Annotated in this window: 23 protein-coding genes; 5 read left to right on the top strand and 18 right to left on the bottom strand. The window is 44.9% G+C overall.

Annotated elements, in window-relative coordinates:
• Positions 1–10: 10 nt before the first annotated feature.
• Entirely contained in the window at positions 11–823 is an 813-nt protein-coding gene (locus tag J7E78_RS10360) for an AAA family ATPase (RefSeq protein WP_215076073.1), read from the bottom strand.
• Between the two features lie 305 nt (positions 824–1,128).
• Between J7E78_RS10360 and J7E78_RS10355 the strand changes: the two genes are divergently transcribed.
• Both J7E78_RS10355 and J7E78_RS10350 read left to right on the top strand, forming a co-directional pair.
• On the top strand, positions 1,129–1,281 hold the full coding sequence (locus J7E78_RS10355) for a DUF1540 domain-containing protein (RefSeq protein WP_074095586.1): 153 nt from the start codon (positions 1,129–1,131) through the stop codon (positions 1,279–1,281).
• 201 nt (positions 1,282–1,482) lie between these two features.
• Positions 1,483–2,940, top strand: coding sequence for a 4-hydroxyphenylacetate 3-hydroxylase family protein (locus tag J7E78_RS10350; RefSeq protein WP_215076072.1), 1,458 nt, complete (start codon positions 1,483–1,485; stop codon positions 2,938–2,940).
• A gap of 21 nt (positions 2,941–2,961) precedes the next feature.
• Here J7E78_RS10350 and J7E78_RS10345 read toward each other — a convergent pair whose 3' ends face one another.
• Genes J7E78_RS10345 through J7E78_RS10335 form a run of 3 tightly spaced genes read right to left on the bottom strand, consistent with a single transcriptional unit; the run spans position 2,962 to position 4,845 of the window.
• Complete coding sequence (locus J7E78_RS10345; protein WP_215076071.1) at positions 2,962–3,528, bottom strand: nitroreductase family protein; 567 nt, start codon at positions 3,526–3,528, stop codon at positions 2,962–2,964.
• Between the two features lie 52 nt (positions 3,529–3,580).
• A complete protein-coding gene (locus tag J7E78_RS10340; protein WP_215076070.1) occupies positions 3,581–4,387 on the bottom strand; it encodes a hypothetical protein in 807 nt (268 codons plus the stop codon).
• Positions 4,388–4,392: 5 nt separating this feature from the next.
• Positions 4,393–4,845: a flavodoxin gene (locus J7E78_RS10335; RefSeq protein ID WP_017687802.1), complete on the bottom strand. Its 453-nt coding sequence runs from the start codon at positions 4,843–4,845 to the stop codon at positions 4,393–4,395.
• A 294-nt stretch (positions 4,846–5,139) separates the two neighbouring features.
• Here J7E78_RS10335 and J7E78_RS10330 point away from each other — a divergent pair, with 294 nt between their 5' ends.
• The 3 genes from J7E78_RS10330 (at position 5,140) to J7E78_RS10320 (ending at position 7,274) form a co-directional block, all read left to right on the top strand.
• Positions 5,140–6,003, top strand: a complete 864-nt coding sequence (locus J7E78_RS10330; RefSeq protein ID WP_017687801.1) for a class I SAM-dependent methyltransferase — start codon at positions 5,140–5,142, stop codon at positions 6,001–6,003.
• 2 nt (positions 6,004–6,005) lie between these two features.
• The gene (locus J7E78_RS10325) at positions 6,006–6,737 is read left to right on the top strand and encodes an RluA family pseudouridine synthase (RefSeq protein WP_215076069.1); all 732 of its coding nucleotides are present in this window, start codon (positions 6,006–6,008) and stop codon (positions 6,735–6,737) included.
• A 192-nt stretch (positions 6,738–6,929) separates the two neighbouring features.
• The gene (locus tag J7E78_RS10320) at positions 6,930–7,274 is read left to right on the top strand and encodes an MGMT family protein (RefSeq protein WP_215076201.1); all 345 of its coding nucleotides are present in this window, start codon (positions 6,930–6,932) and stop codon (positions 7,272–7,274) included.
• Positions 7,275–7,389: 115 nt separating this feature from the next.
• Here J7E78_RS10320 and J7E78_RS10315 read toward each other — a convergent pair whose 3' ends face one another.
• From J7E78_RS10315 to J7E78_RS10250, 14 genes are all read right to left on the bottom strand, one after another.
• The gene (locus J7E78_RS10315) at positions 7,390–8,901 is read right to left on the bottom strand and encodes a DHA2 family efflux MFS transporter permease subunit (RefSeq protein WP_215076068.1); all 1,512 of its coding nucleotides are present in this window, start codon (positions 8,899–8,901) and stop codon (positions 7,390–7,392) included.
• Complete coding sequence (locus J7E78_RS10310) at positions 8,898–9,344, bottom strand: MarR family winged helix-turn-helix transcriptional regulator (RefSeq protein WP_036613308.1); 447 nt, start codon at positions 9,342–9,344, stop codon at positions 8,898–8,900. Before J7E78_RS10310 ends, J7E78_RS10315 begins: the two co-directional genes overlap by 4 nt.
• A 280-nt stretch (positions 9,345–9,624) precedes the next feature.
• Positions 9,625–10,065, bottom strand: a complete 441-nt coding sequence (locus J7E78_RS10305; RefSeq protein WP_215076067.1) for a MarR family winged helix-turn-helix transcriptional regulator — start codon at positions 10,063–10,065, stop codon at positions 9,625–9,627.
• 243 nt (positions 10,066–10,308) lie between these two features.
• Complete coding sequence (gene gyrA / locus J7E78_RS10300; RefSeq protein WP_215076066.1) at positions 10,309–12,771, bottom strand: DNA gyrase subunit A; 2,463 nt, start codon at positions 12,769–12,771, stop codon at positions 10,309–10,311.
• 12 nt (positions 12,772–12,783) lie between these two features.
• Positions 12,784–14,763 (bottom strand): DNA topoisomerase IV subunit B, encoded by a 1,980-nt coding sequence (gene parE, locus J7E78_RS10295; RefSeq protein WP_215076065.1) that lies wholly within the window; start codon positions 14,761–14,763, stop codon positions 12,784–12,786.
• A 76-nt stretch (positions 14,764–14,839) separates the two neighbouring features.
• Positions 14,840–15,829, bottom strand: coding sequence for an ABC transporter permease (locus tag J7E78_RS10290; RefSeq protein WP_215076064.1), 990 nt, complete (start codon positions 15,827–15,829; stop codon positions 14,840–14,842).
• On the bottom strand, positions 15,822–16,787 hold the full coding sequence (locus tag J7E78_RS10285; protein WP_215076063.1) for an ABC transporter ATP-binding protein: 966 nt from the start codon (positions 16,785–16,787) through the stop codon (positions 15,822–15,824). The genes J7E78_RS10290 and J7E78_RS10285 overlap by 8 nt, the downstream gene beginning before the upstream one ends.
• A complete protein-coding gene (locus tag J7E78_RS10280) occupies positions 16,788–17,660 on the bottom strand; it encodes a GDSL-type esterase/lipase family protein (protein ID WP_311516976.1) in 873 nt (290 codons plus the stop codon).
• 292 nt (positions 17,661–17,952) lie between these two features.
• On the bottom strand, positions 17,953–18,765 hold the full coding sequence (locus tag J7E78_RS10275) for a CAP domain-containing protein (protein ID WP_215076062.1): 813 nt from the start codon (positions 18,763–18,765) through the stop codon (positions 17,953–17,955).
• Between the two features lie 236 nt (positions 18,766–19,001).
• Complete coding sequence (locus tag J7E78_RS10270; RefSeq protein ID WP_215076061.1) at positions 19,002–19,460, bottom strand: GNAT family N-acetyltransferase; 459 nt, start codon at positions 19,458–19,460, stop codon at positions 19,002–19,004.
• Positions 19,450–20,637: a formate-dependent phosphoribosylglycinamide formyltransferase gene (gene purT / locus J7E78_RS10265; protein ID WP_215076060.1), complete on the bottom strand. Its 1,188-nt coding sequence runs from the start codon at positions 20,635–20,637 to the stop codon at positions 19,450–19,452. The genes J7E78_RS10270 and purT overlap by 11 nt, the downstream gene beginning before the upstream one ends.
• A gap of 252 nt (positions 20,638–20,889) precedes the next feature.
• On the bottom strand, positions 20,890–21,912 hold the full coding sequence (locus tag J7E78_RS10260) for an NAD(P)/FAD-dependent oxidoreductase (RefSeq protein ID WP_215076059.1): 1,023 nt from the start codon (positions 21,910–21,912) through the stop codon (positions 20,890–20,892).
• Positions 21,913–21,974: 62 nt separating this feature from the next.
• Positions 21,975–22,964: an ABC transporter substrate-binding protein gene (locus J7E78_RS10255; RefSeq protein ID WP_215076058.1), complete on the bottom strand. Its 990-nt coding sequence runs from the start codon at positions 22,962–22,964 to the stop codon at positions 21,975–21,977.
• 132 nt (positions 22,965–23,096) lie between these two features.
• On the bottom strand, positions 23,097–24,737 hold the full coding sequence (locus J7E78_RS10250; RefSeq protein ID WP_215076057.1) for an AraC family transcriptional regulator: 1,641 nt from the start codon (positions 24,735–24,737) through the stop codon (positions 23,097–23,099).
• Between the last annotated feature and the right edge of the window lie 196 nt (positions 24,738–24,933).

Genomic DNA, 24,933 nt, shown 5'->3' with positions numbered 1-24,933 from the left:
ATGGAAGCAATCAACACTCTAATACACGTGGTCTGTATTCATCGTAAGCATCCGAGATCAGTTGCTTATGAAGCACACTACTGGTAATGATGGCTTTCCGCTTTGCTTTCAAAACGATCTGCTCTATATCCGCATAACTGCACCCTTCCAAGCGTTCACATATGTAATCTTCCAGCCGGGTCTCCTGTTCAAATGATCCCACCAACTTATGGATATACAATCTGCGACTTGAATCATCAGGCATTCCATAGGTCATCTTCGTATCAAAACGCCGCCAGATGGCATGATCCAGTTGGGTTTCCAGATTCGTCGCAGCCACCAGAATACTGTCCCCATCGAATTCGTCCAAACATTGTAACAACGTATTGACGACACGCGCCATCTCTTTTACTTCATCATTGCTCTCACGTGTCCGGCCTATAGCATCAAATTCATCCAGAAATAACACACAGGGATTCATTCTTGCATATTCGAATAACTTGCGTACGTTACTCCCCGTCTCCCCAAGATGGCTATGAATGATTGCATCTAATCTCACGAGAACCAGTGGAAGATCAAGTCGCTCCGCCAAATGTGATGCCGTTAATGTTTTTCCCGTACCGGGAGGCCCGAACATGACCATCTTGTTGGGGATTGATACATCATGCGCTCTGAACTTCTCTTTCATGCCCAGAATGGTGATAAATTCATTAATGATGCGTTCATTTTCAGCGGAAAATACAATATGCTGGGCTTTGCGCCTACACTCTTTCGGCGTGTAAAATGTAGCCATATCGATCCCTTTCGCGCGGGGAATCCGATTCATATGATTTATTTTGCTCATGTAAACACATGCTCCTTCATTTATGGTTTCGCTCATTAATCGTAATTATTACTATTAAATAATAACATACTACTTCCTTTTTGCAAAGATAACCACAGCACGTCCACTATTTTGCCACAGGAGGGGCATTTGGTTGCATGCTTCAATAAAATTTGCTATTCTAAATATGCATCGTTGTGTATAACGCAAAAAAGCCCTCCGAATTTCGCGAGAGCAAAAATTTCCCAGCTTCGCAAGCGGCAACTTGCTGTATCTGGATTCTTTATACCAACGAATGTAATCCAATTAAAGTGAGGTTAACAATCATGGCAAAAGACGTATTGTGTGAAGTTAATTCCTGTCGTCACTGGGCTCAAGAAAACAAATGTAACGCTTCTTCGATCTACATCGTGAGCCACAGTTCCAAAGAAGCAAGTCAGTCTGCTGAAACAGACTGTAAGACTTTTGAAGTAAAATAAGTAATCTCATGTGATTCACTTAAAGGAGCCCTTACCGGTTCCTTTTTTCTTTGTCTATTGTAACAAGAATGATAATTATTATCAAGCCTATTCTGTAAAAATCCTTCTCACCTCTTCAATGCACATTGGACAGATGACCTACGTACACTACGTAAGAAGTCAGTATGCCCATGAACGATTAGAACCAAGAGGTGAATAACAATGCCTGTTAAAAGTGGCACACAGTATCGCGAACGAATTGATGCACAGTCTGTCCCTTGCTGGTACAAAGGTAACCTTATTTCTGGAAAACGCTCTGAACATGTAGCATTTGCTGGTTTAATGGAGACTCAGATGTACATGTATGATCTGCAATCTGATCCTAAATTTGTAGAAACGATGACGTATGCCTCCCCGGCAGACGGCAAACCTGTGGGCATATCCTTCCTGCCTCCAACCAGTGCCGACGACCTCCGTAAACGACGGGAAGGGATGAATATCTGGGCAAATGTGCATCATGGCTTTCTTGGTCGCTCACCCGATTACATGAATACAGCCATAATGTCCTTTTACACAGGTGCCGATCTCCTGAACGAACTATCTCCCCTATATGCAGAAAATCTCAAGAATTATTATACGTACTGCCGTGATCATGATATCACGCTATCCCATGCCTTCATTCAGCCATATGCCAGCAAAATCTCAGGGCAATTGGATGCTACTGAGGATGCTATTGCCGCAAAGGTCGTGGATCGCACCGAGGAAGGCCTCATTATTAGCGGTGCATTCATGATGGCTACACAAGGTGCAACCTCGGATGAGATTTTTGTGTATCCGTCACCTTCTCCCGCCCCATTTGATGAAGAAAATCCATTTGCATTCTCTTTTGCTGTCCCCAATGATCTTCCAGGAATCAGTCTGGTATGCAGGGATACTTACGCAGCCGAATCTCACACTAATTATCCCCTGAGTTCCAGATATGAAGAAATGGACAATATCGTCATCTTTGACCGGGTGCTCGTTCCGCATGAACGAATATTTTTTGCAGGAAGTGAGAAAATGTCCTCACGTCTCTTCAGCGGTAGCAACTTTCATATTCACGCAGGTCATCAGGTATTGTGTCGTTATATTGCCAAGACGGAATTTGTTCTCGGTACAATCCAGCTTCTCACGGATACGCTGGATCTGAATACGGAAGCACATGTGATAGAGAAAACCGCACGTTTGTTCGCAGGTCTTGAATCGTTAAAAGCATTGGCCTTGGCCGCGGAGGCAGGTGCCATACCAGACGGAAGAGGATTTGTATTACCTGCACCCAAACCGTTGATGGCAGCCAATCTCCTTTTTCCGAAACTTTATCCTGAGATGATTGAAATTCTGCAGCTCTTGGGTTCGAGCGGGGTGATTATGATCCCTCAGGAAGAAGAGTTTCAATCCGATATCGCTCCTTCACTGAATATATATCTGAAAGGGAACGATATGGCTTCTCATGAACGCAACGCTCTGTTCCGCCTGATCTGGGAGCTTGGGGCTGGATCATTCGGGGGCAGACAGACCCAATTCGAACGATTCTTTTTTGGCAATGTCCTTACGTTATCCAATCGGTTGTTCTCCGTCTACAACAAAGATCAGACGAATCGTCAGCTCGTTCGTGATTTTCTATTCAGCACCAGCAAATAAGAGAACTAATGAATCATTTCTTTATACCAGATGGTCATAGACCGTCATCAGTTCAGAGGCTGGTCTGCTTGCATCCATATCCCGCAATGCTGGCTGGTCTCCGTAACCGATATGGAATACCCCCAGCACCTTCTCTTCATTTGTCAAACCCATCAAATTCATAAATACAGGATGTTGTTGATAATCATTGATCTTCCAGATCGCATTCAAACCCTGTTCCGCAGCCAGAATACTAAAACGTTTGCTCCAGGCTTTGGCCGGCAGAAGATCATCCTCACGGGCATTTCTCGGCGCCACGACAACCAGATGGGTAGGGATTGCTTCCGTGTATTGATATGTAGCCCAATCGCCGTAGCGATCTGCCAGATGGGGGGGATAGCTCTGTCTGACCGCTTCCAGATAAAGCTGTCGTCCTTCGCCTGCAAACAACATAAACCTCCAAGGTTCTGAACCCATTACATATAATGAAGGATCTGCTTCATCAAGCAACTTTCGTATAACCGACTGGGGTACTGGCAACGGACTGAATTCGCAAGTTCCTGCACGTCTCTTGCCGCTGCTTATATTTTGACTTAGATCGGTAGACATGGCGACTTCCCCTCCTTTATCTGCGTGATATATCGTTATCCTTCAACTGCCTTCACATCAACCATGTTTTCTTCGGTTCAACGGCTTCCGTTCTCCAGCGATCTACCTCTTCGTGTATGCGAGCTTTATCACGCGTCGTAAACTGTTCTGACTCCACCACTTCTGCTTGCGGCATGCTATCACGTACTAAGCGAATGTAGTCCATGGAACGTATCAAAGACTGGCGTCCAGGGATGTATCTAATTTTGCGTCCTTCCAACAAGCAGTATATCTCGATCATACCCGGTAATTTTCCGAAGGCTTCCCAGCAGAATGCACTGACCATATGCTGAAAGGCCTCAACTACGTTTGGATCATGGACAACTATATATTTCTGAATAAGCAACGAATCCCAGCCTTCTGGTTGCCAGGCCGTCTGAAATATCATCGACAAATGCATGGATAATGAAGGTAACTCCGTTCTCCACTGTTCAAAAAGAATGGCTGGATGCTTCAGATCATCGTTCATCGCAATCGCGAGTGACAATTCATCCGTAATCTTGTTCTTCACATCCCAGTAATGGAGAACAGATTCGAATCCATCCGTCTTTCTGGGCCACCACTTCTCAAGTAAATACTGTACGGGTACCTCTTTGCGAACATCGGGGTCGAGACTATAAAAGGCATTGACCGCATGGCTCACCGCATATTGTACACGGTGCCTCCATTGCAGTGGAGAACGCTGCTCAGACACTGGTTCAGGGCGGATGAATCGGTGTGGGCTGCGCAGCATTTCTTCCAATCTGTAATCTTCAAGCAGGCGTCCAGGAAGATCATTCCTTCCGACTGACATCGCTGCCTGAAAATTATGTCTTAACATGACCTTTAGGATACCTGTAATCCGGCAGCAGCGAAGCGTTTGCCAAAGTCACGGCATGTTTCTTTCTCCTGCTCAAGCGGACTATATTCAATTTTCAACATCTCTGGAGATACCTCCGCCCCACGCTCTTGCAACTTGGCAGCCGCGAGATCAACTGCACCGCAGAACTGCTCATATGAGGTGTCACCACTACCAAACACCGCAGCCCTCTTACCACTCAGGTCAAGCTCATCCAGCTCCTCATAGAAATCAAGGAATTCATCTGGCAACTCCCCGTCTCCCCAAGTGTAAACACCGATCATGAATCCGTCATAGTCCAATACATCAGATGCATTACAATCCGTTACGGATTTCAGGTCTGCCTCGTGGCCTCCCTGTGTAATTCCCTCCACAATCAGTTCTGCAATTTCTTCTGTATTTCCTGTCATGCTCGCATAAGCCACTAACAATTTAGCCATCTATTTTTCCCTCACTTTAATTTGATCATGTTATATTCTCTCTATGAAGAAAGAATGAATTTTGGATTAACAAAATCATATGTGATAATGATTATCATTGTCAAATTAAATTTTTGGTTATCTTTGTTTTTCAGTATATGGCGCACGTTGTATTTCAACACAGCTAAAATACTTCACCCTTTTAAGGTCAGATCCGCTCGGTTCCTTCAATCCCGCCCTTCCCCAACTGGCGTACAAGCCCTTTTTTGTTGTACAATAGTATCCAAATGACTTTTGAAGGATGGATAAATCATTATGTACGTAGCTAAGAATTGGAAGGACTATGAAGTAATCGATACAGGAGGCGGCGAGAAACTGGAGCGTTGGGGAGATGTGATTTTACGCAGACCCGATCCACAGATTATCTGGCCCCTTGAGCAAGAAACCAATGAATGGCGTCAGGTGCATGGTCACTATCATCGCAGCTCTTCCGGTGGCGGTAACTGGGATATGAAAAAGCCCATTCCCGAGCGCTGGACGATCGGATACGAAAACCTGAAATTCCACATTAAACCTACCAGCTTTAAGCACACGGGCCTGTTCCCTGAACAAGCCGCCAATTGGAGCTGGATGATGGATAAAATCTCCAATGCAGGACGCCCTATTTCCGTCTTGAACCTATTTGCATATACAGGTGGTGCAACGGTAGCTGCTGCTTATGCAGGCGCTTCTGTCGTGCATGTGGATGCAGCTAAAGGCATGGTTCAATGGGCCAAGGAAAATGTTCAATTATCCGGACTGGCTGATCGCCCTGTTCGTTTTATTACAGATGATGTATTCAAATTTGTACAACGGGAACAACGTCGCGGAAATCGTTACGACGCCATTATTATGGACCCTCCTTCTTATGGCCGAGGCCCTAATGGAGAGACATGGAAACTGGAAGAGAACCTATATCCTTTCTTGAAGTCGTGTATGACGATCTTGTCGGATAATCCATTATTCATGCTGGTTAACTCCTACACTACGGGCATTTCCTCTACGGTTCTGCGCAACATGTTGACCATGACGATGTCTGCTCAGTACGGTGGTGACATTACTGCAGGTGAAATTGGTCTGCCGATCACACGCAGTGGTCTAGATCTGCCTTGTGGTATTCTGGGCCGTTGGGAGTCTTAATCATGTCAGAACATCGGCATGACCACGATGCAATTCCAATTCTGTTCGAAGACAACCATCTGTTAGGTATTACGAAGCCGGTCAATGTACCTACCCAGGAAGATTCATCAGGTGATCTCGATTTGCTTACATTGCTGAAGCAGGATCTGAAAGAACGATACAACAAACCTGGCAATGTTTATCTCGGGTTAGTACACCGACTTGATCGCCCTGTTGGAGGGGCAATGATCTTTGCCAAGACATCCAAAGCCGCTTCGAGATTGTCCGAGACTGTACGCGGACGTCATTTCCGTAAAATATATGCGGCTGTTGTACATGGCAAGTTGCCTGCACAGCAGGGAACGTTAAAACACACGTTGCTGAAAGACGCGCGCACGAATACCGTTACTGTTGTGCCTAAGGGTACCGCTGGCGGTAAGGATGCCGTTCTGGATTACCGTGTTATCGGGGAAACAGACCGTTACAGCCTCGTCCATATCGAACTGCACACCGGCAGATCTCATCAGATTCGGGTGCAAATGAAAGAAATCGGTTGCCCTCTGTACGGGGATCAGAAGTACGGTGCAAGCGTGAATAAACCCGGACAACAGATTGCTCTATGGTCTGCAATTGCAGCTTTCCCCCATCCCGTTACCAAGGAAGAAGTTATTTTGCAATCTTTGCCTGCAAGAGAATTCCCTTGGGCAGAATGGCCCGCTGCCGTGTACCAAAAAGCTTTTGGACAACATCCATAAGTACGTGTTCAAAAAGACTGGTTTTCAGTACCGATAAGATGCGATCACAAGCGGTTTATCGAACAACCTCTTTAAATACACAGGATCAGGTTAGATCTGTCCATATCACGTGTCGTTCAGATTCTGTATCTGAACGACACGTTTTTTCATATTTTCAGCTATATACCTAAGATACAGAGAGGAGACATCATGATGACCCCTTTTACCAAACGAGTCGTTGCGATCATCGCGGCGATTCCCGAAGGTAAAGTGATGACTTACGGTCAAATTGCAGCACATGCCGGAAGTCCAAGAGCCGCGAGACAAGTCGTACGTATTCTGCACTCGATGAGCCGCAAGGAACGTCTGCCCTGGCACCGTGTCGTCAACGCAAAAGGCGAACTCTCCATACCAGATGAACACTCGCGCATGATGCAGGAAACAGAACTGATTAGCGAAGGTGTAGAGTTTCAACTGAATGGAACCATTAATCTCAAACAGTTCGGTTATGAGCCCGATCCTGTATTTCTTCTCGATCCAACGATCCAGCCCGAATAATAAGAGTACTCTCTTCATATCGCTCACACCAAAAAAAAAAAGAGATCTCAGGCAGTTAGGGTTACCCCTTTTCAACTGCTAGAGTTCTCTTTTTTGGTTTTTTATCTGATGTTCGTTACGCTGTAGCCGTCGCTTTTTCCTGTTCTACAGTAACAGGTTCAACAGCTGGTTTCGTTTTCCGAATAAAGAACGCCATGATCAAAGCAACCACGGTCATTCCGGTAGCCACGATGAATGCATAGTTAACACCGTAAATTGTTGCATCTGCTGTAGCAGCAATCATTGCTGTCTTATCATTTGGATTAACCTGACCCGCAGCCACTGCATCCGCCAGATGTGTTTTGAGCTTACTACTCATGATGGTAACCAGAATGGCTGTACCGATCGCACCGGCAACTGTACGCAATGTATTGGACATCGCTGTACCATGCGCGTTCAGACGCTGAGGCAGTTGGTTCAGACCTGCTGTCTGGATCGGCATCATCAGCATCGACATACCGAACATACGAGCCGTGTAGATAAACATCATGTAGCTGTAAGTGGTATCGATGGCCAGACGACTCAATCCAAAAGTTGTAATTGCCGTAATGGCAAGACCTGCAACCGAAAGCCAGCGTGCGCCCACTTTGTCAAATATGCGACCAGTAATAGGAGACATAATCCCCATCAATATCGCACCGGGCATCATCAGAAGTCCTGATTCAATCGGTGAGAATCCACGAATGTTTTGCAGGAAAATAGGGAGCAGAATCATACCTGCAAACATCGCCATTGTCACGAGCATATTGATAATCGTTGTTAATGTATACATGTTGTACTTGAAAATACGGAACTCAAGGAGCGGATGATCTGTTGTCAGTTGACGAATAACGAACAGAATCAGGGATATCGCACCTACAACGAGGCATCCAATGACAATTGCACTGCCCCATCCATCGGTACCCGCATCACTAAATCCGTAGAGCAAACTACCAAAACCTAGTGTAGATAAAATAACGCCTGGATAATCCAGTTTAGGTCTGGACTGACGTGTTACGTTTTTGACAAAAGCAATACCGATTGCCGTTGCAATAATAGAGAATGGCAAGATGATGTAGAACAACAATCTCCAGGAATAATGCTCAACCACATAACCTGAAAGTGTAGGCCCAATCGCAGGAGCCAGAATCATCGCAATCCCCATGGTTCCCATGGCCTGACCGCGTTTCTCAATCGGGAAGATGGTCAGGAATACAACGGTCATCAGAGGCATCAGGATACCTGCACCTGCCGCTTGAATGACACGACCTACCATCAGAATGGTGAAGGTTGGACTAAGACCACAGACTAATGTACCTATGGTAAATAGAGTCATGGCTGTAATGAAAATTTGACGCGTTGAAAATTTGGCAATCAGATATGCCGTAACCGGAATTAGTACACCGTTCACAAGCATGTAACCCGTAGTTAACCATTGGGCTTTGTTGGCATTGATCGCGAGGTCTTCCATGATTTTAGGAAGCGCTACGTTCATCAGGGTTTGGTTCAGGAATGCCACAAAGGCACCAATTAACAATGCCGCTACAATCGGGCCTTTCTTGATGTTGTCCATCGCGGAGGATGGAGCTGCAGCAGTAGTCGTACTCATATGTTGTTCATCTCTCTTCCTTCTAACTTTTCAATCATTTGACTATGAATTCTAAGTAGGTGCTCAAGGTCTTCCTTCGATATATCCAAAATAGGTGACACTCTTTCCATCCACAAATGGTGCGTTTCCTGTTGGGCCTGTTCCCCTTTGTCCGTAATCTGAAGCTTAACGGATCGGCGGTCAGCATCTGAACGTGTCCGAACGATATACTCGCCTTTGACCAGTCGCTCCACAACAGCGCTCATGGAACTGCTGCCCATATGGCATAGCTCAGCCACTTCATTGATGCCAATGGAAGGACGCTCCCTCAGAATGGATAACACCATAAACTGGATCGAAGTCAGCTCGATCTCCTTGTTTTCATTCCAAAATGCTCGAAAAAGCATTTGATTCACTTGGCGGAACGAATTAATAATATAGAATACTTCATACGTATCAGTCATTGATTCACCCTTTTACTTTTGGAATATAATATTTCGTACACGAAATATCAGGGGAACAATTATTTATTATAACAAAAATATTTACATAGTCAACTCTTTACATATTAAATTACAAAAATAATATTAGGACATACTAACTGTGTTACTTCCCTACCTTTACTCAACTAAACTAACTCGGACACAGTGTGTATCATATGTATTTTGTAAATAACATAACCATAGGGCTCCTGCATGAAACGAGCAGGCACTCCTATGGTTATTCAGAAGAATTAGCATGGTATCATACCGAAGTAGATAAGGCAGGCTCTTTGGTCTTAGGTGTTGTCATTTTGCCTAACAGATATACCAGCAATTGTTGATTGTGCATCGAAATGTTACTGAGAACAGAGTTCATGAATTCGTTACGGATGGTGATTCCCCGCTCTGTCTCCATTCTTCCTTTCTCTGACAGAGATACCCACACAATGCGTCGATCCTGATTATCCCGATTCCTGCGAATCAGATCATTCTTCTCCATCCGATCGAGCAGCATGGTTACGGCAGCTGGCGTAGTCGCCAGATAAGGAATCAGATCCGAAGGTTTCATCTTCTGATGATCTTCAAGCACCTCCAGAACAGCCAGCTGAGCCTCCGTTAATGAGGGTGCCAGCTCTTGATCCATATGCAATTTATAATCTTTGGTTAACCTGAACCAGCACTTGGCAAAATCGGAATTATACATCTTCCATCGCTCCTCTCTGCAACCGGTTATCACTTCACCTGCTTAAGTTTTCGCGCTCTAAAGCCGCATTCCTGCTGCCTTTTTTCAATTTCCTAGCGATCGACCGTAATCGACGAAGGTTGTTAAACTTCGCATGGATGACCTCTTCTAATCCGCCTTCGAACAACAAAAAAAGACTCTTCGCATGACAGGATTAGCTGCGCTGCGAAAAGTCTTGTTTGCTTTTTTTATGAACTTGTTTTTTTATGAAGATGCTGCTGGTTGATTCTCATTGAAGTCCCTCAGAAGTTCAACGATCTCGTCCTGTTTATCCACAGGAACGATCAGTTTGCCAATATGTTTGCGCTCAGTAATCGGAACACCTTCCGAAGAGATCGGATGCACTTGGCCTTCCTTGGTCATTACAGTGATGTTACGTTGCTCTTTGCAATAAAACGCTCCAACAATACGGCTGCCATTCGGTTTCACACGTTTGCCTTCTTTGAACTCAAATGTGGCAAGCCCCTTGCCTCCACGGCTCTGGACAGCATAATCCAGGAGTAATGAACGTTTACCATATCCAAGATCGGACAACACGGCAACTTCACCTACATCTCCTTCTACCCATAGGGCAGATACAACTTCATCTGTATCTTTCAACTGAATACCACGAACCCCACCGGATACACGTCCCATTGGATTAACCTCATCCTCTCGGAAACGAATCGCCATGGCTTCTTTTGTAATCAGCATAATATCTTGACTGCCTGTACTTAGATGTACAGATAACACTTCATCGTCCTTGCCCACTTTACAAGCCGCAACCGCACCGGAACGTTTGGTAATATAATCCTTCAGTTCCGTTCGTTTCACCTGTCCTCTTCGCGTAACGAAGACCAGACTGTGATTCGGTTCTTCAAAGGATTTCACAGCAAGCACACTTGCAATACGGTCATCTTTCGCAAGGGGAATCACGTTCACAATGGCTGTGCCTGGGTCTTTCCACTTGAATTCAGGTACCTGGTGAACAGGTAACAGGAAATACTGACCTTTCCTCGTAAAGACAAGCAGATTCTCAAGTGTATTTACTTCCAGAACCTGAGCGATATAATCGCCGTCTTTCACACCACTTCCACTCCGTTCACCACCAGAACGTGTAAAGGACTGCATTCCTGTACGTTTCACGTATCCTTCTTTGGATAACGTAACAAATACATCTTCCGCGTTCACAAGTACTTCGAGATTAACCTTGAGTTCTTCCACTTCACCCTGAATCGCAGAACGACGGTCTATGCCGTATTTCTCACGAATCTCCATCAATTCTTTGCGGATGACTCCAATGAGCTTGCGGTCACTATCCAGAATGGATCGTAGTTGTGCAATCTTTTTCATCAGTTCACCGAGTTCCTTTTCCAGAGAATTGATCTCCAGATTAGTCAAACGGTACAATTGCAAAGTAAGGATGGAATCCGCTTGGCGTTCTGTGAATCCAAACATCCACATCAGGTTATTTTGAGCATCTTGACGGTTCTTCGACGCTTTGATCGCTGCAATGACCTCGTCAAGGATGTTAAGAGCTTTAACCAAGCCCTCCAGCACATGTGCACGGTCTTCCGCTTTCTCCAGCTCAAACCGGGTACGGAATGTAACAACTTCCCGCTGATGGGCAATGTAAGCCTCCAGAATTGATTTCAATCCCAATTGTTGTGGTGCTTTATTCACAATCGCCACCATATTGAAGTTATAGGTGACCTGCAGGTCGGTTTTCTTCAGCAAATAAGCCAAAATACCTTGTGCGTCCGCTTCTTTTTTCAGCTCAACCACGATTCGCAGACCTTCACGTCCGCTCTCATCACGCACTTCGGCAATACCTTCAACCTTCTTCTCAAGTCGGATGTTCTCCATCGCTGTAACCAGGCGAGACTTCACAACTTGATAAGGGATCTCGGTAATGACGATTTGCTGTTTGCCACCACGCATGTTTTCAATATCGGTTTTGGACCGGATATAGATCCGTCCCTTACCTGTGCGATAGGCATCCAGAATGCCGTCACCGCCCATAATTAATCCGCCGGTTGGAAAGTCAGGACCCTTCATAAACATCATGATCTCGTCCAGCTCAATCGACGGTTTCTCCATCACAGCGATGGAAGCATCAATGACTTCACGCAAATTGTGTGGAGGAATCTCCGTTGCAAACCCTGAGGAGATACCGCTGACACCATTAACCAGCAAGTTCGGATAACGGGATGGCAATACAACCGGTTCTTTGGCCGTATTATCAAAATTATCCTTAAACAGCACCGTCCGTTTCTCGATATCGCGAAGCATCTCCATCGCGATGGGCGACAAACGGGCCTCCGTATACCGCATCGCCGCTGCCGGGTCATCATCCTGTGATCCCCAGTTACCATGACCGTCCACGAGCATATGGCCCATTTTCCAAGGCTGAGCCATCCGCACCATACCTTCATAGATGGAGGAGTCACCATGTGGATGATAATTACCCATTACGTCCCCAACGGTTTTGGCAGACTTGCGGTAAGTCTTGTCAGGCGTATTACCTGAATCGTACATGGCGTACAGAATACGCCGTTGTACTGGCTTCAACCCATCCCGGACATCCGGAATGGCTCGATCCTGAATAATATATTTGGAGTAGCGACCGAACCGGTCCCCTACGACCTCTTCGAGAAAGGCCGGCATAAATTGTTCTGATGGACTCATTCCAAGCACCTTCTATTCTTCGTACTCTGTAAAGTCGACGTTCTCTACAATCCAGCGTTTCCGCGGATCAACCTTATCACCCATGAGCGTAGATACACGACGCTCTGCTTTTGCTGCATCAACAATCTGTACCTTCAGCATCGCACGAGTTTCCGGATTCATTGTTGTCTCCCACAGTTGATCCGGATTCATCTCACCAAGACCTTTATAACGTTGAAGCTCAACATTATTACCGAATTCCTTCATATAATTCGCTAGTTCTTCATCCGTCCATGCATATCGAACACTCGCGAGCTTACCAGACTTACGAGTAAGTTTGTACAATGGCGGCTGAGCAATATATATTTTGCCTGCATCAATTAAAGGCTTCATATAACGATAAAAGAAGGTCAACAGCAGCACCTGAATATGTGCGCCATCCGTATCCGCATCGGTCATAATGATAATTTTGGAATAATTGCTGTCTTCAACTGCAAATTCGGTTCCTATGCCCGCCCCGATCGCCGCTGTAATAGCGCGGTATTCTTCATTTTTGAGAATGTCGGCCAGCTTCGATTTTTCCGGATTGAGGGGTTTTCCCTTGAGCGGCAGAATAGCCTGAATCTTCGAGTCACGTCCCTGTTTGGCAGAACCACCTGCGGAATCACCTTCAACAATAAATAACTCATTTCGGGTAAAATCCTTCGATTGCGCCGGCGTCAGTTTGCCGTTCAGGTTAGAACTTTCACTGCGTTTTTTGCCTGTACGCATATCATCACGTGCTTTGCGAGCTGCTTCTCTGGCTCTGGAGGCTTGAACCGCTTTGCGAATTAACGTTTGCGCTACCTGCGGGTTTTCTTCCAGGAACCTTTGAATATTTTCGGACACGACCGAATCCACTGCACTTCGAGCGGAAGCGCTGCCGAGCTGATCCTTGGTCTGACCTACGAACTCAACATCTGACATTTTGACACTGATGACGGCCATCATACCTTCACGCAGGTCATTACCTTCGAGGTTTTTATCTTTTTCCTTAATCATGCTGGTACGCCGTGCGTAATCATTCATTACACGGGTATACGCAGCCCTGAATCCAGTCTCATGAGTACCGCCGCCCCGAGTAGGGATCGAGTTCACGAACGAAGCCAGTGTTTCCGTATAACCCGCGTTATACTGGATTGCCACTTCGACTTCAATGTCATCCTTCTCCGCATAGAAGTGAATAACATCATGCAGCACATCTTTATTTTCGTTAAGAAAAGCAACAAACTGGCTTGCTCCGCCTTCATACATGTATTCATCCTGATTGCCCGAACGTTCGTCCTTGAGCACAATTTTCAGACCCGAATTCAGAAAAGCAATCTCCTGAAGACGTTCTGCCAATGTATCATAATTAAATTGAATGCCGCTCTGGAACACCCGAATATCCGGTTTAAATGTAACTTTTGTACCTGTCCGATTGGTATTGCCCAACACTTCGAGACCGGAGACCGGTTCACCGACATGTTCAATCCCTTTTTTGTCCTTCCAGTACTCGAATCGCTGACGATGAATCTTGCCATCACGGAAAATCTCGACTTCAAGCCACTCGGACAATGCGTTTGTAACTGACGCACCTACACCGTGCAAACCGCCTGATTTTTTGTATCCTGATCCACCGAACTTTCCGCCTGCGTGCAAAATCGTAAACACGACCTGGGGAGTAGGAATCCCTGTTTTATGTATACCTGTCGGAATTCCCCTTCCGTTATCCTGAACCGTAATAGAACCGTCCTTATGCAGCGTGATATCGATTTTGGAGCAGAATTTGGCGAGATGTTCGTCGACAGCGTTGTCGACAATTTCCCATACCAAATGATGTAGACCCGAAGTGCTGGTGCTGCCGATGTACATCCCCGGCCGTTTCCGTACCGCTACCAACCCTTCAAGTACTTGAATGTCGTCCGCGTCGTAGCCTGAAGACCCCTGTCCTCCGCCTGTCGAACCTGCCGACATATCGATTTGCTCGACCATTCATGCTCCCCCTTCTTAACTTGCAACTAAAAAAATGCCTAAAATGCAAACAGATGTTTTCTTATCCTTGTCCATTTTAATTCAAGATATCCCGTTTCGTAAAGACAAGGAATGACACAATGAGTGAAGCAATGCCCCAAACACTAAGCACAATAAGGGAAAAACCTAAATTCATACCCTCGATTGGTGGTAATCCGCCAGACAAATAATTCGGAAGTTCGAGGTTAACCATGAACAGATACTTCGCTGTCTGCCAGGATGCAGCCATACTGGTCAAGATTGTTCCTGCAATCAGCGCGGCCATCATGATAACGATACTTGCAGCAGTACTTCGCACAAGCACGGATACCATAAATGCAAGCATAGCCACAATTACACTCACAAACCAGATCAGTCCTGCCTGCATAAGCATATACAACCACTGGTCTACAGCATGCACTGCCGACATATCGACATCTGTTCCCACAACCTTGAATCCTGTGAAGATTGGCATGTTGAAGCCTTTATAACCAAAGACCGCACCCGATATGACATAACATATAATGTAGGCTGATACCACTATGATCGATACAAACATAATCAGCGTAATTAATTTGCTCAGAAGCACTTTCCAGCGTCTAACCGGACGTGTTAAAAGCATTTTAATCGTACCTGTCGTACGTTCACCGGAAACAAGATCTGAAGCAATAGCCATGATTAACAGTGGAATAAACAATCCAACCGCGTTGTTCATGAACTCCCGCGTAAAGGTAACACCACCCGGTTCTTTGGGATTGATGTCATTTTCAAGATAGTACTGCATCTGCTGGATATACACTGTTCTATATTTCTTGTACTCTTCAGGTACCCGATCACTACCGAGCGAGTTTTGATTGTCTGTGATGGCCTGTTGCAGTTCAAGACGCCAATCGCCGCCAAACTTGTCGCGATTATTCTCCGCAGATTTCATCTGGGCATACGTAAACATCGGTACGAGGACCGCAAGTACAATAAATATAATATAAAGCCGTTTTTTCTTCACCATCTTAATCGTTTCATTGCGAATCAGCGGCATGATATTATTCAATGGATTCACCTTCTGTCATTTTTAAGAATAGTTGTTCAAGCGTAGGCTGAATCCGCTGTACCCCTTCAACCTGTATACCAGCTTGAACCATCTGCTGCACCAGATCAGGGATTCGATCTTCATGCATCTCGGCAACCACAGCGTTGGGACCAAGGCCCGCAACAATGGTATCATCCATAACATCCGCAGGTCGACTTACCAGAGTAATGCCTGCATCCAGTAACATCTTTTTGCCTTGCTCCAGTGGTGAAACGTGCCATATAGCCAGCTTGGAATGATCTTCAATCAGTTCGCTTACACCTCCAACGGCAAGCACACGCCCAGCACTGATAATAGCTACTCTGTCACAGAGAAGCTGGATCTCACTTAACAAGTGACTGCTGACAAATACAGCCATACCTTCACTGGCAAGTTGCTTAATAAAGACACGAAGTTCCTTAATTCCTTTTGGATCAAGGCCATTCGTCGGTTCATCCAGAATGAGCAGACGCGGTCGACCAAGCAGCGCTTGTGCAATACCGAGCCGTTGACGCATACCGAGTGAGTATGTTCTGACTTTATCGTGAATCCGCTGATCCAGACGCACAATATCCACAACTTCCTGAATGCGCTCGTTGTCCACACCTGGTTGCATGCGGGCAAAATGCTCCAGGTTCTCCCACCCTGTCAGATATGTATATACCTCCGGATTTTCAACAATGGAGCCTACATACTTCAAAGCACGCTCAGGGTCCCGATTCACATCATAACCACAGACTTTGATTTTCCCTTCCGTCGGTTTGATCAGATCCACCAGCATCCGTATCGTTGTTGTTTTCCCGGCACCGTTGGGACCGAGAAAGCCAAAGATTTCACCAGGTTTTACGTCAAATGTAACGTCCTTAATGATCCACTTGCGTCCGATCCGCTTCTTCAGATGCTGTACAGACAAGACGGAATCATACTGCAGCTCTGCCATTTATTTTCCGCTCCCTTCTGCCGATGTATCTGCCTGGAATTCCTGTGCGATCCGAACTGCAATTTGCTCATAACCTTGTCCGTTGGGATGGAAATGATCTGACGAGAGATACTCCCCCAGATGATTTTCAAATAAATCGAATGTAGGGACCAGTGTCATCTTGTCCTCATTGTTCAAAATAGCCAGTGCAGCATCGTTCCAAGCAGCAACCACTGCATTACCCGGCTTCTCCAGTTCCTTCACATCGCCAAATGGATTGTACAGTCCTATGTACGCAATCTGTGCATCGGGATTAATTTCTTTGACTTTCTTCAAAATCTCTTGAAGGCGCTTCGACGTTTCCGGCAAAGCCGCTGCCAGCTGCTCTGCTGTTGGCGGATCTTCCCCCTGTAGAACTTGTCCTCCCTGAAACAAATCATTTGCGCCGATCGAGAGCAAAATAAAATTGGACTGTTGCAGGACGTAACGCACACCTTGCTCATCGAGTTTCTCCAATAAAGCATCTGTTCTCAAACCGTTTACACCCAGATTATTAAGAACCTGAACGTCATATCCTTTATCTTTAAGCAGGTTTCCTGCACGTCTCACAAAACCGAGTCCTTCATCATCTCCCGTGCCTCTTGCCAGGGAATCACCGATGACGGCCATCCGAATCTTGCCATCTTCCACGACTGCTGGCTCCCCCTCGTTATCCTTAGATGGAGCAGTTGTCTCCTGGCCTGTAGTTAACGCAGAGTCTCCCTCGGGGAAAATCACGTCTTTTATGGCATATCCAAATCCAAATAACAACAACAAAGTTGCCAAGATGGATACTGTACTGACAGTTCTCCAGATCCATGGTGCTGAATCAAGGCTTTTTTTCTTTTTCATCATCACATCTCCACTCATGTACACCAGTCCGGGTGCTTAATAATTTATAATGACTTTACATTAAGGCGTGTCTGAAAACTCCGAAGGAAGCGGATTTTCAGACACGCCCTGATGATGCTATTCCTAAATAACATAAATGTTCTGTCGTCAATTTGCAAATTTTGACGCCATATTCGCAGAATTCATTTTCCTTATGTCATTTTACGGAAAAAAGGTTATACCATACACAGATTTGAACTGTGTGCTGGCATAACCTTGTGGAAAAGAAATCCATACTCTCTTCATTATAAATCGATTACTTACCGATAAACTCTTGTGCCCAGTATCCGTTGTAGTAGCCTACACCGATATGCGTAAAGTTTTTGCTCAGGATATTGGCACGGTGACCTTCACTATTCATCCAGGCTGTAACAACTTCTTGAGGTGTTTTTTGTCCTTTGGCAATGTTCTCACCTGCATAGCTGTAAGTTACTCCGAATTGTTTCATCATATCAAACGGAGAACCATACGTAGGTGACTGGTGATCAAAATAGTTATTGTTACTCATATCTTTTACTTTAGCAACAGCTACTTTGTCCAGAAGTGCATCTGAAGTCAGAGCGTTCAGACCTGCTTTAGCACGCTCAGCGTTCACAAGTTTTACAACTTGAGTAGCAAAGTCGGATTGTGTGCTTTCGCTACCATTATTACTTGTATTGTTACCTGTATTACCTGTGTTACCTGTGTTTGAAGGATCTTTTGCTGGTGTAGTTGCCGGTTTTTCTTCTTGAGCTGGTTGTGCTGGTTTAGTCGGTTGCTCAGGCTTTGCAGTTGGTTGAGCAGGTTTAGCAGTTTCAGGTTTAGCAGTTTCAGGTTTAGTAGCAGGCTTTGTAGTTTCTGGCTGCTCAACAGGCTTCACTACTATTTGTCCCTCGGATACGGTGTATCCGTTTTGCTTCAGCCATTTCTCAATGTAAGCCTTCAGGCTGTCTGTGCTCGTAATCTTGTACGTCGTTGTAGTCTTATATGTTGTATCTGCAGCAGATGCGGAGGCAGGGAGCATGATCCCTACGGCCAGTACAGCTGTCAGACTGCTTGTTACGACTGTTTTCATCCATTTCTTCTTCAAATTTATTCATCTCCTTATGAATTAGTTATTACAACTTTGTAATGAATACTCTAGCAGTATATCAATTCAACAGAAGATTGTGAACCTATAAAATATGGAAAAGTAACTTTTTTGTCATTTTTTAGCCATAAAAAAAGACATTCGGACAAAAAATTCTTGTCGAATGCCACTTCATCATCTATTTATCATTCACCACAACAGAACGTGAAGATCACGATATAATGAGAATCGTTTAATTACAAGAGAACTTTACTGAAACGATAGCCTTTCTTCTGGAAGCCAATATGCTCATAGAAAGAACATGTTTTGGAAGTAATTTCACGGTTCGCACCCATGAAAAACAGTTGCTTACCGCCTTTTTTTCTACCCCACTCTTCAGCACGAGCCATCAGTCGGCGACCAATTCCGCCTCTACGATATTCCTGACCTACAATGAGGGAAGTAATTTGTGCTGCTGGTTCTGGATAGGCATGACTTTGTACACATTGCAAGCCAATCACACCAATAATTTGTTCGTCCACTTCGGCAACAAGCATACAAGCGTTTGGATTAGTCTCCAAATATTTAATGCGCTCTTTCATGACATTGGCTGTTGTCGGGTAGCTGACCTCTCGCATCAGTCCCGTTACCGCTTCAGCATCTCGCAGCTCACACTCTCGGATCATCAGTACAGGGGCCAGGGCATTATTGGACATGATTTACCTCCACTTTCAGCATATTAGCGGCTTGTACCGCTGTTTTACGAGCTTCTTCCACATCTTGGCCAGCACTTAAGGCTACAGCCATTCGGCGTCCTACTTTGGTCTCAGGTTTGCCAAATACACGAATCTGAGTACGAGGAAGAGCCAGTGCTTCTTCAATCCCGCCTACAGTAAAGTCAGATGTTGCATCATTAGCCTTCAGCGTTGCTGAAGCTCCCGGTGTCAACAGATGTACACCTGTGACCGGAAAACCAAGAATTGCACGTACATGCAGCGCAAACTCGGAACTGTCTTGCGTCACCATTGTAACCATACCTGTGTCATGCGGACGAGGAGATACCTCGCTGAACACAACACCATCCGAGGTGAGGAATAATTCCACTCCAAACAGTCCATATCCGCCAAGTTCATCCGTAACGGATTTGGCAATATGACAAGCCTTCTGCCATTGCTCAGGAGTCATTGCATGAGGTTGCCAGGATTCGACATAATCCCCATCCTTCTGAATATGACCAATCGGAGGACAAAATACGGTGCCTGATACAGACTTAACGGTGAGTAATGTAATCTCACTGTCAAATTGCACAAAGCTCTCCACGATAACACGAACGGATTTGCCACGAGCCCCCGAAAGAGCAATGTTCCAGCAATCCTCCACGTCGCCCGGTGTGCGGCATACACTCTGCCCTTTGCCGGAAGAACTCATCAATGGTTTAATCACACAAGGTGTGCCAAGCTCACGTACGGCTTCCTGAAGTTGTTCCAGGTTGTCCGCAAAAAGGTAGTCAGCTGTCGGAAGTTTCAATTGTTCAGCTGCAAGCCGACGGATGCCTTCGCGATCCATCGTTAGACGTGCAGCTCGGGCAGTAGGTACTACACAAAACCCCTCTTCCTCAAGCTCCAGTAATGCTTCTGTTGCAATAGCTTCAATCTCAGGTACGATGTAATGAGGTTTTTCTTTACGGATCAATTGTTTCAAAGCTTCGGCATCCAGCATGTCGATGCAGTAAGACCGGTGCGCGACCTGCATTGCAGGTGCGTTCTCATAACGATCAACAGCGATCGTCTCTACTCCCAGTCGTTGGGCCTCAATAACGACCTCTTTTCCCAATTCTCCACTGCCTAGTAGCAGCATTTTTTTGGCTTGAGCCGTAAAAGGAGCACCCCACATGTTCTTTCCAATCCTCCCAAAGAGAAATCTTCTATATCTGTCTCTCTATTTTCGGGGTTTTGGTTAAAGATTGCAAGAGTGCTCCCTATTTTTCTTGTGAATTTTACAAGATTTTTTGTGTTTTTTCGATCAAATTTTACAATTACCGCTCACAGATTCGATACTCTTTCCATTCCTCCCAAAATTAAGGAAATGTTAAAAGAGCAGACTTTGATAGTCCAACGAATCGGAATGGGCAAACAAATCCCAAGTTTAAAGACTTGGAATTTGTCGATTTTTTTCTCGGAAGATTTCATTATGGGAGGAAACGTAAGCCATCTGGGGTGCGTCTGGCGTCATATATTGTTTGGCACTATTAACTGCCACGATCGCATCATTGAAGGCTCCTGCAATGAGTCTAACTTTGCTCTCGTGGGTCGCACAGTCCCCTGCTGCAAAAATACCCGGAAGACTCGTCTGTGCATGGTGGCTCATTAGAACCATTCCATCGTCCATTTCTAAGCCACAGCTGGCAAGATCACTTAAATTGCTTTTATATCCATGACTAATAACGACTTCATCCACTTCCAGCACCACATTGGCCTGAGTTTTCATATGCGTGATCACAACCTGCTGGATTCGCTTGCCATTATTATGAAGCTGCGTGATGCTGTATGGTGTTCTCACATCCGTTATGCTGTTCATCTCACTTACATTTCGTTCCATCGCGCGAAACTCATTATTCCGGTGGATTACGACTACGCTACGAGCAAGTTGAGCAAGTTCAATTGCCCAATCTACTGCACTGTTGCCTCCACCTGAAATAAGCACACGCTTCCCAGAGAAATGTTCTGGATTTTGCACGGTGTAATGAAGATTTTCATACTCACATTCAATCGGCTCTTGCAGCTCCAATTTCTGAATTTCTGCGATACCCCGGCCTACTGCAACAATCATCGTACGCGTATAATGTATCTCGCCTCCAGTGGTAGACATACTCCATATTTCGTTATCCAGTCGATTGAACCTTTCCACTTTGCAATTCAATACAACCGTTGGATTAAATGTATTGGCCTGCTGAACAAGCCACTCGATCAACTTCAAACATTTCATAGGCGGCAGACCGCCTACATCCCAAATTGTTTTTTCCGCATAGGTGTGCAGAAATCCACCAAGCTGGTCTTTACCTTCGATGATTTTAACTTTCATATCGCGCATCCCTGCATAAAAAGCCGCATACATGCCGGCAGGGCCGCCTCCAATGATGGTTACATCATAGATATCTTCTTCATTCATTTTAAACACACCCTGTTAATTTAGTTATGAATTCGAGATACATGTAACTTTAGCAGTTTGCTTTATTTGTTTTTTGCTTCAAAAGCAGTAACAATATCGTCAATGACATATTCATCAGCAAGCGGGGACATTCCCAGATTAAACCATTCTTTGCCACCCACCATGTAAACATGGTCCTGTTTAACAGCTTTCAGATTTTTCCATAACGATGTCGATAACATATCTTCAAATTTCTTTTTAATTTCCGGATTTGTCTCATCATCCAACTGAACAATCAGATGATCTGCATCGTATTCAGGCAATACTTCCAAGGATACGGACATGGCAGTTTGATCTTTCGGGAAATTCGGAAGTGGCTTCATGCCCAATCGTTTGTGAATGAAGTTTCCTCGGTCAAGGTTCTCCCCATGAAGTACGATTTCTTTTTCCATCACTCTAATGTAGAGAACAGTCTCCTCACCAATCAGCTTATCCAATTTGTCAGCAGCTACCTTCTCCTTTGCTACCAAATCCTGAATAACCTTTTCTGCCTGCTCTTCTTTGTCCAGAATTTTGGCCATATCCCGCATTTCATCGCGCCAATCATCACGCTGTGGCAAAAGTACGGTAGGTGCAATCAGAGTAAGCTGATCATAATCCTTTTTGGACCACCAGTCAGGAGCGATAATTAAATCTGGAGCTGCCTCCATGAGGGCTTCAAAGTTAGGCGTTCTTCCTATACCCATTTTCATCGTGTTTGCGAATGGCTCTTGCAAGTAAGAAGGAAAATCCTCATGGTAGTTCTGTACAGCAATGGGTACGATGCCAAGTGAATATAAAAATTCTGGATATACAACGGACAGACCAACTATTTTTTGTGGGTTTACCGGGATTTCAACTTCTCCCATTTCCGTGTTCACTGTTTTCACCTGACTTGCTTCTGTTGTTGACGAATTGGTGGTGCCCGCTTCTTGTCCCTCGCTTGTGGACGTTTCTTTGCCTGCTGCACCACAAGCCGAAATAACAAGCATCAAGATCATTGTGCATATGACGGTTAACCATCTGAATCTCATTTCTGTATGTACCCCCTATAGGTCATTAATATATGACAATGTCTAATCAATAATAATTATCATTATCACTACGATATAGGAGTAGTATAATAAAATATGTTCAGGCATGATATTGACTATTCAGACTTTTTGCTATGGACGATCTTGCCATAACTTTAATATTTCGTCCAACATAAGCTCATGGGTAAACGCAGTGTAGTCCAGCAGAACGCTCGACAACAGGATATCCATTCTGCCATTCTGTACCGCTAACAATGCAAGCCATTCTTCAGACTTACACACAGCAGACCATGTCTGCCTGGATGTCTCATCATCCCCCACAATCAGTAATATTCTTTCCACGTTGAGAACAGATAACTCCTTAATGGTCACTGTGCCCCGTTCCCAATAAGTCTCAACTCCTTCGGGACCCTCCATTTGCATGTCAACGTAAAAAACGGAAGCAATGCTCCTTGGGCCTAACATCTGCAACGCTTCACCATGAACTTTGAGTACAATGAGCCTGTCTTTTCGTATGAAATCTGTAAGCTGATTCTTAATGCTTTTTGCCTTCTGTTCATATCTTTGAAGCCACACCTCTGCAATATCAGATCTGTCCAAAAAGCTTGCAACATATCTCAAATGTTCTCTCCAATCGCCTTTTTCCCACGGGAGGTCACACACAGGAGCAATGGATTGAAGCTGACTTTGCAGAGCCTCAGACTCTGTCCCAATCGTAATAATATAATCAGGTTTAACTAATCGAAGCTGTTCCAGCCAGGTGGTCTCACTCTCTGCAAGTGGCATAACTTTGTCCGTTTCATATTTACGTCTATAATAGTATGTCCATGGATGACTTGCCCGCGCGGCACATGGAATGATCTGCAATGCAAGCAGTATACCAATGCTCAGAGAATGAACTGCAGCAATTTTTTGTTTACTATTACGTATAAATGCTGCTGGTGGAATGCCAGAGATTTGCTTGAATTTACGCCGGAAATACGTTTCATCCTGATAACCCACGTACGATGCCACATCCTTGAGTCGATAACTGTGATCATTTCTCATTAAGATCTGGGCTTGTTTAATTCGGTATAGCGTTAAATAGTCCACTGGACTATAACCATACCTTTTCTTGAATAAACGCATGAAGTGTCGAGGGCTCATTCGTGCCACATTTGATAATTCCTCAATGGTTAATCTCTTCGAATAATTCTGCTCCATGTAGCCTTTTACATGTTCAATTGGTGAAGCCATATCCGTCTTTTCGGCACAGGCCACGTCGTAAAACATGGTATACAACAGTTCCTGAAAACGAATCTGACCATAGTACCTTTGCAAGCCATCCTTCTTCAATGTGTGGTGGTAAATCATCTGACAGATCACACCAACAGCAACGGGTGAAGATGAGCTGACCTCGCCATTCACGTCATTACGTAAAAGTTGTTTCATCATCTCAAGGGCTGTTCCACCCTCCTGCTCCAGTGCGTACATGACATCAAAACTCATGTGATACACGCCTCGTTCATCCAACGAATGCACATTGGCCTCAACCAGTTGCCCCGGGAAGCCTACATACAGTCCGCCCGCCTTCAATTCAATGAAACTGCCATCTATCTTTAACCACCCTTGTCCACTGGCTACAAATAATAACATGTATGTTTCAATGAAGTGTTTCCTCAGAAGCCACTCCGTCGCAGGATCACTCATATAATTCACGTGAAGGAGCCTAAAATTCATATGATCCAGGTGATCCAAATGCTTTGAATTTATTTCGTTATTGTCCATCTGCATTGATCTCCCTCCAGCCATGAACGATTGTATTGATTTCATTCTTCAAAAATATAACATACCACACTAACGAATAAAAAAAACACTCCGGCTATCCTCTAACCTGTCTTCAATGAATAAGATGCACTTATTATTGAAGGATCAGGCTATAGAACGCCAGAGTATTATAAGTTCATATCTATTCAGACGCTTCACAGGC

Origin of the sequence: Paenibacillus polymyxa (assembly GCF_018614975.1) — a bacterium.
Lineage (GTDB): Bacteria > Bacillota > Bacilli > Paenibacillales > Paenibacillaceae > Paenibacillus > Paenibacillus polymyxa_E.
The sequence above is the reverse complement of the archived record's forward strand: the minus strand, read 5'-3'. Positions and strand labels throughout refer to the sequence as shown.